The 14,062-nt window shown below is 63.5% G+C and carries 12 protein-coding genes and 2 tRNA genes; 13 read left to right on the forward strand and 1 reads right to left on the reverse strand.

The features are described from left to right. The first annotated feature begins 190 nt into the window (after positions 1–190). The 12 genes from OK351_RS04050 (at position 191) to OK351_RS04105 (ending at position 11,924) form a co-directional block, all read left to right on the forward strand. Positions 191–3,094, forward strand: a complete 2,904-nt coding sequence (locus OK351_RS04050) for an Rne/Rng family ribonuclease (RefSeq protein WP_265156076.1) — start codon at positions 191–193, stop codon at positions 3,092–3,094. A gap of 219 nt (positions 3,095–3,313) precedes the next feature. Beyond that, the gene (rplU, locus tag OK351_RS04055; RefSeq protein ID WP_265156709.1) at positions 3,314–3,622 is read left to right on the forward strand and encodes a 50S ribosomal protein L21; all 309 of its coding nucleotides are present in this window, start codon (positions 3,314–3,316) and stop codon (positions 3,620–3,622) included. 51 nt (positions 3,623–3,673) lie between these two features. Next, positions 3,674–3,928 (forward strand): 50S ribosomal protein L27, encoded by a 255-nt coding sequence (gene rpmA, locus OK351_RS04060; RefSeq protein ID WP_265156077.1) that lies wholly within the window; start codon positions 3,674–3,676, stop codon positions 3,926–3,928. Between the two features lie 130 nt (positions 3,929–4,058). Continuing rightward, positions 4,059–5,645, forward strand: coding sequence for a GTPase ObgE (gene obgE, locus OK351_RS04065; RefSeq protein WP_265156078.1), 1,587 nt, complete (start codon positions 4,059–4,061; stop codon positions 5,643–5,645). Positions 5,646–5,650: 5 nt separating this feature from the next. Next, complete coding sequence (gene proB / locus OK351_RS04070) at positions 5,651–6,796, forward strand: glutamate 5-kinase (protein WP_265156079.1); 1,146 nt, start codon at positions 5,651–5,653, stop codon at positions 6,794–6,796. 21 nt (positions 6,797–6,817) lie between these two features. Continuing rightward, complete coding sequence (locus OK351_RS04075; RefSeq protein ID WP_265156080.1) at positions 6,818–8,107, forward strand: glutamate-5-semialdehyde dehydrogenase; 1,290 nt, start codon at positions 6,818–6,820, stop codon at positions 8,105–8,107. Positions 8,108–8,203: 96 nt separating this feature from the next. Next, positions 8,204–8,413 carry a hypothetical protein gene (locus tag OK351_RS04080; protein ID WP_265156081.1) on the forward strand — a complete coding sequence of 70 codons (210 nt, stop codon included), beginning with the start codon at positions 8,204–8,206 and terminating at the stop codon, positions 8,411–8,413. 6 nt (positions 8,414–8,419) lie between these two features. After that, a complete protein-coding gene (gene nadD / locus OK351_RS04085; RefSeq protein ID WP_265156082.1) occupies positions 8,420–9,052 on the forward strand; it encodes a nicotinate-nucleotide adenylyltransferase in 633 nt (210 codons plus the stop codon). A gap of 51 nt (positions 9,053–9,103) precedes the next feature. Then, positions 9,104–10,522, forward strand: a complete 1,419-nt coding sequence (locus OK351_RS04090) for a hypothetical protein (RefSeq protein ID WP_265156083.1) — start codon at positions 9,104–9,106, stop codon at positions 10,520–10,522. A 61-nt stretch (positions 10,523–10,583) separates the two neighbouring features. Continuing rightward, positions 10,584–10,964 carry a ribosome silencing factor gene (rsfS, locus tag OK351_RS04095; protein WP_265156084.1) on the forward strand — a complete coding sequence of 127 codons (381 nt, stop codon included), beginning with the start codon at positions 10,584–10,586 and terminating at the stop codon, positions 10,962–10,964. Between the two features lie 72 nt (positions 10,965–11,036). Continuing rightward, positions 11,037–11,109, forward strand: a tRNA-Ala gene (locus OK351_RS04100). Between the two features lie 356 nt (positions 11,110–11,465). Beyond that, positions 11,466–11,924, forward strand: a complete 459-nt coding sequence (locus OK351_RS04105) for a GatB/YqeY domain-containing protein (protein WP_265156085.1) — start codon at positions 11,466–11,468, stop codon at positions 11,922–11,924. Here OK351_RS04105 and OK351_RS04110 read toward each other — a convergent pair. Continuing rightward, positions 11,921–13,378: a hypothetical protein gene (locus OK351_RS04110; protein ID WP_265156086.1), complete on the reverse strand. Its 1,458-nt coding sequence runs from the start codon at positions 13,376–13,378 to the stop codon at positions 11,921–11,923. The two genes, OK351_RS04105 and OK351_RS04110, sit on opposite strands and share 4 nt — an antisense overlap. 259 nt (positions 13,379–13,637) lie before the next feature. Between OK351_RS04110 and OK351_RS04115 the strand changes: the two genes are divergently transcribed. Further along, positions 13,638–13,710: transfer RNA gene (locus OK351_RS04115), tRNA-Ala, on the forward strand. The last annotated feature ends 352 nt before the right edge of the window (positions 13,711–14,062 follow it).

Genomic DNA, 14,062 nt, shown 5'->3' on the forward strand with positions numbered 1-14,062 from the left:
GTTGACCGTGCCTTAATTCCGCGGTGCAATTATGCATCCACGGAAATAAGGCCAGGCGGAATGACACAGGACTTTGATGCCCGGCAGGCCTTCACCGGTCGGCCGTAGGCATAAATGAATAGAGTTTCGGCTGCTGCGCTGTCTGTGGAAGCGCCGGCGCCGGAATGTTTTAGAGGAGTACGCGAACCTGATGAGCGCATCAAAAGAACGCAAGGGTGGTTCCGGGGGCAATAAACGAGGCAATCGCTCGACTCGTGCCCGCCGCACCACCGTTGCCACAACCCCTGCACGTCCACTGCGCCAAGCCATGACCTTGGCCGAACTGAACGCCGCAGCCGGCGTGGAACCCCCGACCAACCGGTTGCGGGTTACCCGACGGACCCAAGTGAGCACCCCCGACACCGCGCGGATGAACCGTCAAGCCGAACGCCGCGCCCAACAGGCGCAACGGACGGCGCACACCGAAACCGAGCAGGTGAAGGACCCGGCACCAGTTGCCGAGGCCGCAACCGAACCCAAGGACCTGGCCACCGCTCAGGTGGAGGAAACCAATGCCAATGAACAGCAGCCAGTGGTCGAAGAAACCGAAGACCACACCGGTGCGCTGCTGGCGGAACATGGCAGCATCATGATGATCAACCCCTTCGCGGTGCCCGAGGCCGCCCACACCGTGGTGCGCCACGCCCTGCCCAAGGCCAAAGCCGAGCAGCGCCCGGACCCCGCGGCAACCGACGAGTCGGAAAGCGACGAGGTCACCTCGCGCCGCCGGCGGCGGCGCCGGCGCGGGGATGTGGACCTGGAACTCGACGGAGGCTCGCACGACGATCCGCCGAACACCGTCACCCGGGTACGCGCCCCACGGGCCAGTGCCGAGACCCACGTGTCGAACAAGGTCACCAGCGTACGCGGCTCCACCCGTCTGGAAGCCAAGCGCCAGCGCCGCCGTGAATCGCGGGAAACCGGACGGCGTCGCCAGGTGATCACCGAGGCCGAATTCCTGGCCCGCCGCGAATCGGTGGAGCGCCAGATGATTGTGCGCCAACGCGAGGACCGGATCCAGATCGGTGTGCTGGAGGACGGGGTGCTCGCCGAGCATTTCGTGTCCAAGACCCAGCAGGATTCGCTGATCGGCAACGTGTACCTGGGCAAGGTGCAAAACGTGCTGCCTTCCATGGAAGCCGCGTTCGTAGACATCGGACGTGGACGCAACGCCGTGCTCTACGCCGGTGAGGTCAATTGGGATGTGGCCGGGCTTGAGGGCCAGCCGCGCCGCATCGAGAATGCGCTCAAGGCCGGTGACTCGGTGCTGGTCCAGGTGACCAAGGACCCGGTGGGTCACAAGGGTGCCCGGTTGACCAGCCAGGTCTCCCTTCCCGGGCGGTACCTGGTGTACGTGCCTGGTGGTTCGATGACCGGGATCTCGCGCAAGCTTCCCGATGTGGAACGCCAGCGGCTGAAGAAGATCCTGAAGGACCACCTGCCGGAGAACGCCGGTGTCATCGTGCGCACCGCGGCCGAAGGCGCCAGCGAGGAAGAGTTGATGAACGACATCAACCGGCTGCGCGCCCAGTGGGAGGGCATCGACCAGCAGGCCACGTCCACCAAGACGCTGGCCCCGGAACTGCTCTACTCCGAGCCGGACCTGACCATCAAGGTGGTACGTGATGTCTTCAACGAGGACTTCACCAAGCTGATCGTCTCGGGTGAACAGGCCTGGGACACCATCGAGGCCTATGTGATGTACGTGGCCCCGGACCTGCTGGGCCGGTTGGAACAGTGGACCGGCGAGGAGGACATCTTCGCCAAGTACCGGATCGACGAGCAGATCAACAAGGCGCTGGACCGCAAGGTGTTCCTGCCTTCGGGTGGCTCGCTGGTGATCGACCGCACCGAGGCGATGACCGTGGTGGATGTCAATACCGGCAAGTTCACCGGTTCGGGTGGCAACCTCGAAGAGACCGTGACCAAGAACAACCTGGAGGCGGCCGAGGAGGTCGTTCGCCAGCTGCGGCTACGCGATATCGGTGGCATCATCGTCATCGACTTCATCGACATGGTCCTGGAAGCCAACCGCGACCTCGTCCTGCGTCGTCTGGTGGAGTGCCTGGGCCGTGACCGCACCAAGCACCAGGTCGCCGAAGTAACCAGCCTGGGGCTGGTGCAGATGACCCGCAAGCGCATGGGCACCGGCCTGCTGGAGGTTTTCGGCGAATCCTGTGAACATTGCGCCGGCAGCGGCGTGATCACCCACGAAGAACCCGTGGAGCACCGCAAGAGCTACAGCTCCCAGGGCGAAGTCCACTCCAAGAAGTCCCAGGACTCCAAGTCCGGGAGCCGGTCCAGCCGTCGCCGTCGTGGCGGCAGCCAGGGCCCGGAAGAGACCAAGGTGGCAGAGAGCCCGGCAGCCGAGGGGCAGGACTCGCAGAAGACCGAGGCGACCCGCAGCGCGCTGGCCAGTATCGCCGCCGCGTCACATCTTGCCGAGGCCGCCGATCCGGCCGAGGGCACAGCCGGCGCCGAGGCTCCGGCGAGCCTGGAGGAGCTGGAAGCAGTCCTCCCGCAGGGCGAGGGGGCTTCCGAGCCATCCGCGGACTCCTCGGAGGGGGGACGTCCACGCAAGCAGCGTCGCCGTTCGCGCTCTCGTTCACGTAGCGGTGCAACGCACGACGAGCCCGCGCCGGACCAGTCCGAGGACTCCGCCGCAGCGCAACCCGCGGCCGAGTCCCGCAGCGCAGGACGCGGCCCACGCCGTGCCTCCAGTCGCGACACCGGCAAGGTGGCCGCGGAACAGGACCAGCCGGTACTGACCGGACTGGCGATGCCTTCCAGCGGTGCCCAGCCCGCTGCGGAACCGGTGGCAGCACCGGTGGCCGCGGCCCCACAGAGTTCCACGAAGCCCAAGCGTCGCAGCCGCCGAGCCGTCTCGGCTCAGGGGGATGCGAACGCCGAAGTCATCGTGGGCGAGGTAGCCACTGCGTCGGGAAACCGGGTGCAGATGGATACAACCAGTAAGCCAAGCGGTGCCTCCGCCGAGCCGACCGCAGCGCCGGTCATGCTCGGAGTGGGGGTTCCGGTACGCGAACTGAAAAGATGATCCTGATCACGCAGGGCGCGCCGGGGCGGTTTCCATTTGCCCCGGCAGCGTTTCCTAGCGTAATCTGGTTCATCGGTGCTAAACGCCAAGATCACGGATTTTCCGCTCGGCGTCAAGGCACAAGCGCATGAGATCCCCGGATCGTTCCCTCGCTGGAGGAATAAGGGTCGATTTCTGCGCCGGTAAGACAATAAACGTCGAGTAGAAGTGAGTACCCACGTGGTGTACGCAATTGTCCGCGCAGGCGGCCACCAGGAGAAGGTTTCCGTAGGAGACCTCATCACCGTTGACCGTCTTAAGGCTGCCGCAGGCAGCTCCATTGAACTTCCGGCATTGCTGCTGGTGGACGGCGAGAAGGTAACTTCCGCAGCCGCCGAGCTGGCCAAGGTCAAGGTCACCGCCGAGGTTGTGGAAAACCTTCGCGGTCCGAAGATCGTTATCCAGAAGTACAAGAACAAGACCGGTTACAAGAAGCGCCAGGGCTTCCGTGCCGCTTTGACCAAGGTCAAGGTCACCTCGATCGCCTAGTCCGGGCGTATCGTTTAGACAAGAATATTTGTAGCGAAAGAGGTTTAAGCTATGGCAAGTAAGAAAGGTGCGAGCTCGACCAAGAATGGTCGCGACTCCAACCCGCAGTTCCTGGGCGTCAAGCGCTTCGGTGGCCAGGAAGTCAACGCAGGCGAAATCATTGTTCGCCAGCGTGGCACCCACTTCCACCCGGGCGCCGGCGTGGGACGTGGCAAGGACGACACCCTGTTCGCCCTGACCGCCGGTGCGGTTGAATTCGGTACCCGTCGTGGTCGCCGAGTGGTGAATGTGGTTTCTGCCGCCTAATTCCAGGCATCAGGCAAAACTTTTAGTACGTCAAGGGGTGGGCCGGGTTTCCGGCCCACCCCTTGCGTGCGTTTAGCTAGACTTAATGGCGAGGAACACTCGCATCCCCTTATTCAAGGAGAAGAATCCCGTGGCCGCATTCGTTGATCGCGTAACACTACATGTCACAGCCGGTAATGGCGGGCATGGCTGTGTTTCCATCCGCCGAGAGAAATTCAAGCCCCTAGGTGGACCCGACGGCGGCAACGGAGGCAACGGTGGAGACATCGTGCTGCGGGTTTCCCCGCAGGTGACCACTTTGCTGGACTTCCACCACCTGCCGCACCGCAAGGCCGGCAACGGCGAGCCCGGGAAGGGCGGATTGCGCCCCGGCAAGCAGGGCGAGGACCTGGTGTTGCCGGTTCCCGCCGGAACCATTGTCAAGAACCGGAACGGGGACATCCTGGCCGACCTGGTCAACCCCGGGGACGAGTACCTGGCCGCGGCCGGCGGCCAGGGCGGGCTGGGCAATGCCGCCATCTCCTCGGACAAGCGCAAGGCGCCGGGCTTCGCCCTGCTGGGTATTCCCGGCCAGGAGCAGGATGTGGTGCTGGAGCTGAAGACCGTGGCGGACATCGCCCTGGTCGGCTACCCCTCGGCCGGCAAGTCCTCGCTGATCGCCGCCCTGTCCGCAGCACGGCCGAAGATCGCCGACTACCCGTTCACCACCCTGGTCCCGAATCTCGGGGTGGTGCAGGCCGGCGAGGTCCGCTACACCGTGGCCGATGTGCCCGGCCTGATCCCCGGTGCGTCCGAAGGCAAGGGCCTGGGGCACGAGTTCCTGCGCCACGTCGAACGCTGCGCGGCGATCGTGCACGTACTGGACTGCGCGTCGCTGGAATCGGATCGCGACCCGCTGACCGATCTGGAAGTCATCGAATCCGAGCTGGCCGCCTACGCGGTGGACTCCTCCTTCGCCGGCACCGACGGGACCATTGTGCCGCTGACCGAACGCCCGAAGCTGATCGCACTGAACAAGGTGGACATGCCCGACGGGGCCGATATGGCCGAATTCGTGCGTCCGGAACTGGAAAAGCGCGGCTACCGGGTCTTCGAGATCTCCGCCCTGTCGCGTAACGGATTGCGTGAATTGTCCTTTGCCATGGCTGAATTGGTTACCGAGGCACGCTCCACGGTGGAGCACGCCGCCCCGGTGGTCGATGTCCCGGTGATCCGTCCCCGCTCGGTGAACAAGAAGGAATTCATGATTCGCCGTGAGGAGCAGAACCTGGAACCGCTGTGGCGGGTGGTCGGTGAGAAGCCCGAACGCTGGATCATGCAGACCGACTTCTCCAACGACGAGGCCGTTGGCTACCTGGCCGACCGGTTGAACCGTCTCGGGGTGGAGGACGGGCTGTTCAAGGCCGGCGCCTTGCCCGGGGACGCGGTGGTCATCGGCGCGGAAGAGAACTCCGTGGTCTTCGACTGGGAGCCGACCATGGCCGCCGGGGCCGAACTGCTCGGTGGTGGGCGTCGTGGCGAGGATGTGCGTCTGGAAGACCGCAGCCGCCCCACCCGCGAACAGAAGCGTGCCGAACACGAAGAGCGCAAGGCGGCCAAGGCCGCGGCGCGCGCCGAACTGGAAGCCGAGCGCAAGGCCGGGATCTGGACCGAAAGCGTGCAACGGTCCGGGGCCAAGCCCACCGAGGCGCAACCGGAAGAGACTAAGGAAGACTGAGATCCATGAGCGTACGGGCAACGAAGACGCTATCGGCCATCACCTCCCGTAGCCAGCTGCCCAAGGCCCAGCGTCTGGTGGTGAAGGTCGGATCATCCTCGCTGACCACCATGGACGGCGGCATCTCACGCGAACGGCTGAAGGCGCTGGTTGATGCCCTGGCCGCTGCCGCGGGCACCGGCACGGAAATCATCCTGGTCTCCTCCGGAGCCGTGGCCGCCGGCCTGGCCCCGTTGGGTCTGGTCAAGCGGCCGAGGGACCTGGCCACCCAGCAGGCGGCCGCGGCGGTGGGCCAGGGCCTGCTGCTGGCCCAGTACACCACCGAGTTCGCCGGCCATGGGATCACCGTGGCCCAGGTGTTGCTGACCGCCGATGACCTGCGCCGCCGGCAGACCTACACCAACGCGTTGCGTTCCCTGGTGCGCCTGCTGAACCTGGGCGTGCTGCCGATCGTGAACGAGAACGACACCGTGGCGACCCACGAGATCCGTTTCGGCGACAACGACCGGCTGGCCTCCCTGGTGGCCCACCTGGTCAAGGCCGATGCGCTGCTGTTGTTCTCCGATGTCGACTCGGTGTACGACGCCCATCCGCGCCATGGCGGAACCCGGATCCCGGTGATCCAGGATCCATCCGACCTCGATGCGGTGGACCTGGGGTCGGCCGGGGAAGCCGGAGTGGGAACCGGCGGCATGGTCACCAAGGTGGAAGCCGCGGTCATGAGTTCCTCCTCGGGGATCCCGGCACTGGTCACCTCCGCCGATAACGCTGCCGCCGCATTGCGGGGACGCGATGTGGGCACCTGGTTTGCCGCCCGCAACACCCGCCGCTCCGCCCGCGATGTGTGGCTGGCACACCTGGCCAAGCCGCGCGGCAAGCTGAGCATCGATGCCGGGGCGACCCGGGCCGTGCGCAGCGGGCAGAACTCCCTGCTGGCCGCCGGGATCACGGCAGTACAAGGCGAATTCGAGGCCGGGGATGCGGTGGAGATCTGCGATCAGCATGGCAAGGTCTTCGCCCGCGGGCTGGTCAACTACGCTTCCCACGAACTGCCGGCGATGCTGGGGCGCACCACCAACCAGCTGAGCACCTGGCTGGGTGAAGGTTACGAACGCTCCGTGGTACATGTCGATGATCTAGCCTTGCTGTAGGCCTGTTCCTATCATGGATACATGAGTCTCGAAGCATCCAGCAGCACCAGCACCCAGTCCGCCGAGGAAGCCGTCAGCACCCTGGCGACCCGCGCCCGGAAGGCCTCACGTGTGCTTTCCCGGGCCAACCGGGACTGGAAGGACCGGGCGTTGCGCCAGATCGGCAAGACCCTGGATGAGAACCGGTCACGGATCCTGCAGGCCAACGCCGAGGACCTGGAAGCCGGACGAGCCGAGGGCACCTCCAAGGCCATGCTGGACCGGCTGAAACTGGACGATGCCCGGATCGACGGGCTGATTGGCGCGCTGGAGGAACTGGCCGGACTGCCCGACCCCGTGGGCAGGGTGGTGCGCGGTGAAACCCTGCCCAACGGCCTGCGCATGCGCCAGGTCAACGTGCCCATGGGGGTGATCGGCACCATCTACGAGGCCCGCCCCAATGTGACCGTTGATATTGCCGGGCTCTCGCTCAAGAGCGGCAACGCGGTGCTGCTGCGCGGAGGCTCCGCGGCATTGAACTCCAACCTGGCCCTGGTCGGCCTGATCCGCGATGCGCTGGAGAAGGTGTCGCTGCCACGCGACCTGGTGATCTCGGTGGACGAGTTCGGGCGTGCCGGGGCGGACGCGATGATGGGTGCGCGCGGCAAGATCGACGTACTGATCCCACGCGGCGGCCGCGAACTGATCCAACGGGTGGTGACCACCGCCAAGGTTCCGGTCATCGAAACCGGTGAAGGCAATGTGCACATCTACATCGACCAGAGTGCCGATACCGAGATGGCCATCGACATCCTGCTCAACGCCAAGACCCAGCGGCCCAGCGTCTGCAATACCGTCGAAACCCTGCTGATCCACCAGGATGCCGCGGCCGGGCTGCCGGTACTCAAGGAACTGAGCAAGGCGGGGGTGCGCTTGCACACCGAGGCGCGGGCCGGGGAACTAGCCGCCGGTTTGGAGCCGGTCACCGCCGATGAGAACGACTGGGCCAATGAATACCTAGATCTGGATATCGCGGTGAAGCTGGTCAGCGACATGGATGAGGCGCTGGAACATATCCGTACCTACTCCACCGGCCATACCGAGGCGATCATCACCGGCAGCCTGCAAAGTTCCGAGCGTTTCATCGCGGAAATCGATTCCGCCGCCGTGATCGTCAACGCCTCGACACGCTTCACCGATGGCGGCCAGTTGGGGTTGGGGGCTGAAGTGGGGATCTCGACCCAGAAGATCCACGCCCGCGGTCCGATGGGCCTGGCCGAACTGACAACCACGAAATGGGTTGTACAGGGTGACGGGCATATTCGTAAATAGTTTCTGTCAACCGTTTTCGGTAGGATGTAGAAGAACGTATCGTAAGTGGTTGATCGATGGTCGGCCGTTGATCACAATGAGTATCTGGAGAGTTACTTGAACGCTCTGAACCTGGCTGTAGCAGCTACCGAATCCGGCCTATCCGGCGACACCTGGGCCCTGCTCATTGGCGGCGGAATCTTCCTGGCGCTGATGATCGGCTTGTTGGTGACCCTGTCGTACACCAACGTCGGCAACCGCCACGTGGCGAAGCCCGAACCGCATGACATCCACCGCCAAACCAAGGTGCACGAGACCAAGCACTAGCCACTAGTGAATCCTCCAGCACAGAACCGCCCATTTCGCCTCGGCGTCATGGGCGGTACTTTTGACCCCATCCACAATGGGCACCTGGTGGCAGCCAGCGAAGTTGCCGCGGAGTACGACCTGGATGAAGTGGTATTCGTGCCGACCGGCCAACCGTGGCAGAAGGCCGACCGTGTCGTCACCCCGGCGGAAATGCGCTACCTGATGACGGTCATCGCCACCGCCTCCAATCCACGTTTTACGGTCAGCCGGGTCGATATCGATCGGGGTGGGGATACCTACACCATCGATACCCTGCGTGACCTGCAGGCCCAGCGTCTCGACGCGGAACTGTTCTTCATCACCGGCGCCGATGCGATGAGCCAGATCATGAGCTGGAAGGATGCCGATCAGCTGTGGGAGCTGGCGCATTTCGTGGGGGTGACCCGGCCAGGACACCAGATGCCGGAAGTCGCCCAGGACAGTGCCTCGGAACTGGAGATCCCGGCCCTGTCGATTTCCTCCACCGACTGTCGCGCCCGCGTCGCGGCAGGGAAACCGGTATGGTATCTAGTGCCGGACGGTGTGGTGCAGTACATTGCAAAATATGGCTTGTATACCGAGTCGCACCCCCAGGGGAACACCCCGAACACGGCATAATCACTAGGTAAGGGTGCAGTTAATCGTCTACGCGGTCGGGAGAAGGACAGGATGAGCGATAACACGCAGCCGGCTTCAAGCCGGCGAGCTCTGCGTGAAAAGCGGCGGGCCGAAATGGAAGCCCTGCTGGCCAGCAGCAAGGCTGAACAGGAAGCCCGGGAACAAGCGGCCCGAGGGCAGAAGGCCCCGGCCGAGGCATCCGAGAACCCGCCGGCAGCGAAGCCGCAGCCCCCTGCCGCCACGGCCCCGGCGAAGAGCCCCACCCCAGCCAAGAAATCGGCCCCGTCGGCCAAGCCGTCCACCGGAGCCCCCGCCAAACCTGCGGCACCAGCCAAAGCCAAGGCAACACCTCCCGCGCCCAAGCCGGAGACGAGTCGGCCAACCGCTCAAACCCCGTCCAAGGCGAAGCCAGGACCCGCCGCACCGGCAGCCAAGCCCGCACAGGTCCCGGTATCCGACCCGGCCGAACCCGCACTGGGGGAGCGGGCATCGCTGCGTCGTGCCCGTGATCGCGAGGCACTGCGGGAGCGTCGGCGCCTTCAGGAAGAGGTCTCGCAGCTGACCACCAACGTCCCGACGGTGGAAGCCGCCGAGGATCCCAAGCCACTGACCCGCCGCCAGTTGCGTTTGCAGGCACTGGCCGAGCAACAGAAAAACGACGGCGGTCAATCGCCAGTGAAGAAGCCGGGCGCGGCTGTGTCCAAGCCGCGGTCTACCGCTGAGGAAGACGCGCCGGAAACCACCGTGATGAGTGTCGAGGAGGCCCTGGCGGCGCGCCGCCAGCTTGCTCCGGCCCCGCCGGTGGATCCAAACCTGCTGCGCGATGACGACAACGAAATCGACCTGGAAGTCCTGGCGCATCAGCGCGAAATGGCGGCGCGTGCCGCCATCATTTCCCGTCGTGCGGCCGAGCGAGAGCGGATTCGCCAGGAAAACGTCAAGGCCGGCAAGGAAGTCACCTCACCGGACCCCTTCACCGGTGCCATGGGCAATATCCGCGAATTCGAGGACAAGGTCGCCCGCTCGGGCGTTTCCGGCCCACCGACCGAGAGCGTGTCCCTGGACTTCACTGCCGGTACCAAGAGTCCTGCAGCCAAGAAGAAGGCCCCAGCTGCGAATAAGTCGGCGGCGAAGCCCGCGGGCAAGGCGCAGGGTAAGCCTGCGCCTAAACCAGCGGGCAAGCCTGCGCCCAAGCCTGCTGTGCAACCAGCGTCCAAGGCGGCAGCGAAATCACCGAAGGCCAGCAAGCCGCAGGTTGCCACGGCTAGTGCCGTGGTAGCCGAGGACGCCGCATTCGACGTAGTGGATCTTCCACGTGTTGATGCCGTCCAGGCCCAGGGGCTGCAGCCATTGGATGCGCAGACCGCCGGGGTGCGCCGGGCGAACAACATGTTCCTGGCCATGATCGCTGCCCTGGCAGTCGGTGGCATTGCCCTGGTGGCGGGGATCATCATGATGCTCAGCAACTGACGCCCGCCGCTGAACTATACTTGAGCATACCCAATCCCTCTTCAAGGAGACACTCCATTTTATGGGCGCACACGCTGATTCCATCCAGCTCGTTCACATTGCAGCCCTGGCTGCCAGCGAGAAAAAAGCTGAAAATATCGTCGCATTGGACGTTGCCGACCGACTCGGTGTAACCGACGCCTTCCTGATCGTCTCGGGAGGATCCGAACCCCAGGTCAACGCCATTGTCGATGAAGTGCAGGCGAAGGTGCTGGAGAAGTACGACTTGCGCCCAGTACGCCGTGAGGGCTTCGGCATGGGTCGTTGGGTGCTGCTGGACTACGGGGATGTGGTTGTGCACGTTCAGCACCAGGAAGACCGGGTGTTCTACGCGCTGGAACGCCTGTGGGCCGATTGCCCGGTGATCGAGCTTCCCGCCGAAGTGCTGGAAACCGGAAAGTAACACCGGATTTGCCTCTGGCTCGGCAACTCAACTATGATGAATGAGTTGCCTGATGAAGGTGGCAAATCCTTCGGGGGTATGGCGCAGTTGGTAGCGCGTCTGCATGGCATGCAGAAGGTCAGGGGTTCGAATCCCCTTACCTCCACTCGAGAAAATGAGACAGCTCGTACATGAAAATTCCGCTGGGCACTAGCCCGGCGGAATTTTCTTTTTGACACAGCGGAATCCGTACAAGTCGGCGGTGCAACCGGCGGCCAGTTACCCTCATACCAGTCCATGTGATGTTTGCAGTCGTTCGGGACCCATCGCCGCAAACCCCGGTGGGTGACATGCCACGGTTGCCCTGCCAGAATCGGGTAGTCGAGGTCAACTGCGGAAGGGGTCCACAGTGTCGCAGTGGCGGAGAACCGGTAGCATCACGACTCCGTCGCTCGGCAATGAGGGTGGTGATGACGTCAAGCGAGTAAAGTCGAATCTAGGACCATACAAGGAGAAATACCGATGAGCTTAAAAGCGCGCCTGCGTGATGACAGCATTGCCCATTTGAAGGCCGGAAACGAGCTGGAGAAGACCACCTTGCGAAATATCCTCAGTGCGATTGGCACCAAGGAGAAGTCCGGTAAGAATCCCACGGAAATGACTGACCAGGAGGTTGAGAACCTGCTGCGCAAGGAGGTTGCCAACCGTGAGGAAACCGCCAAGATCGCCAGCGAGGATGGCCGGGCCGAACGGGCGGAACGGGAGCTGGCCGAGGCCGCCTTCATTTCAAGCTACCTGCCGAAGTTGCTCACCGAGCAGGAGGCACGGGAAATCGTGGAACGGATCATGGGCGAGCTTGCCTCGGACCATGAGTTGACCATGAAGGACATGGGCAGGGCCATGAAGCTGGTGGGTGCCGAAATCGCCGGGCGTTTCGACGGTAAAGCCGTTTCCCAGATGGTCCGGGCCAAACTAGGCTAATCCGGGGCCTGGGCATCTGTGTGGTCGTAGAACAACGTCAAGCTGCGTGTCGGATCCGAGACGAGCACCCTGGCCCTACCCAGCCGGGCACGTAGCTCCGTTTCCTCCAGCTCCGCACGTAGCTCCTCCAACGGATCGGCAGGGGTCGGAAGTGCGCCTTCCAGACCCTTGGCGATCTTCCCACCCGATTCGACAGCTCCAGCCAGAAGTCCTGGCAAGTCCCTGAGCTGTTCGGCGCGGGTCACCTTCGAATCGGTGTGTTCGAACGACACCTCGCCCAGCAGGCCATCGGAATCAAATGCCACGGACATGGTCCGTTTCCCGTCCTGGAGGAACAGCGGCAGATACTGTTCGCTACCTGGCAGTACCACCACCTTCGTCTCCACCAGCTCCCGCCTCAACTGGTACTTGTTCTCCTCACCGATCACGATTTTCCATTGGGTGATGCGGGCCAGTTGTGCTCGCCGGTACGTCAGGGTCCTGTTCGGGGCTGGTGGGTCCTGAGCGGCAGTGCTGTTTGCTCCCTGCTGATCGGGGGCAGCGTTGAGTATCTCGACGGACACGGCCACATGCAGGTTCTTGAAAAGCCGTTGCCACCCAGGCTCACGTTTGGACCCCACACGCCAAAAGTTGTTCGCGGCTGCCTGATGGAGTTCCTCATCGGTGGGCAGCTGATCCAGCGTAAAGGTCCGGTAGAACTGGTCGACGACGGTGGAGGCCTGCTCTCTTACCCAGGAGGTGTACTGTGTTTCAGCTTCCTCCAACCCTGGACGCAGGTCGTCCAACGCCTTATTGACCTGCCGCAGCTCACGGCTTAGTGCTGCCATATCCGGCGCCGCAGGTTGGTATGTGCACTTTCCACGGCGGACGACGAGCAACACCCGCGAGAAGCGCAGATCCGCCAGCAACTCCGCCTGTTCGGGGTGGGCGCGGACGTATCGCCAGTCGATGCCGAGTTCCGTGGGATCCGGGCGTTCGATGGCAGCTGGCGGCTGTCCCGGCCGGGCGGGGACGGCTTGGGCTGCGAACCCGCGCAGACTGATATCTGAGTGGGCCATGAATCCGCCGGTTAGTCCCGCGGCAGCAGCCAGCATGGCACCACCGGCCGGGCCGAGCAGCCCGACGGCCAACGGAGCGACGGTACCGAACATGGTGGTGCCGATGCGCAATGCGCCGGTCAGGCGGGCACCTGACTGGTCCTCATATTCTGAATTCACGGCACTGAGCCGGCCATCGGCACGTAATGAGACGGTGACCGAACGTTTGGCCCAGGACACGGGATCGACCTGGATTTTCTGTGGCACGTCGGGGTCGGGCACAATTTCAATACCGATTTGGGCCATTCGATTCGTCGTCCTGCGTGGATCCAGAATCGGGTTGTCCACGCTAGTCCTGGTTCCGGCGATCGTCACGACAGTGACCGGTAGCCGATAGTCGACGTCCATGGTTTCCATAGCTGCCCCCTGAATCCTGTGCGGTGTGCAAAGGCTAGCGTCAGGGTATCGGCCCGGTCAATGATTCCGTGACACTGATAGGGCCCAGGCAGTGTCCCACGGTCACAGTGGATGACGAGTGAAGCCGTGGGGCACCACCGCAGCCCGGCAGGAAAGTGGGACTACCACGTCGGCAGGACCGGTCCACAGATCATCAACCCTCCGCGCCCGATGCCGGATTTGGATGTAGCACTTGCTCTGGAGTAATCTCTATTCCGTTGGGGCTATAGCTCAGTTGGTAGAGCGTTTCGTTCGCAATGAAAAGGTCAGGGGTTCGATTCCCCTTAGCTCCACCCCTCGACACCCTCGGGATCCCGTGCAATCATGCGGATTTCCGGGGGTGTTTTTGTTGGTTCTTGACAATCCGTGAATCTTGTCGCGTCCTGCCTAAAGATGACCAAGCAGATTGGGAGTGGACACTTTCTGGACACTCTACCGGGTGCATGTGTCCTGTCTTAATGAGTTCATCACAGCAACGCGGTCGTACCTGGGCCTGCATGCGCTTCGCTTGTAAACGGTGATCCGGCGGCGTGGCAGTATCCGCGCCATTGGGTTTTCACGTTCTACGATTCGGCGTATTCCTTTTTCGCCAACATTCTTGGCATTGCTAGCCATCCGTGGATGCGTGCTCGTGCTGGCCCCAAG

Source organism: Glutamicibacter sp. MNS18 (assembly GCF_026107515.2).
Lineage (GTDB): Bacteria > Actinomycetota > Actinomycetes > Actinomycetales > Micrococcaceae > Glutamicibacter.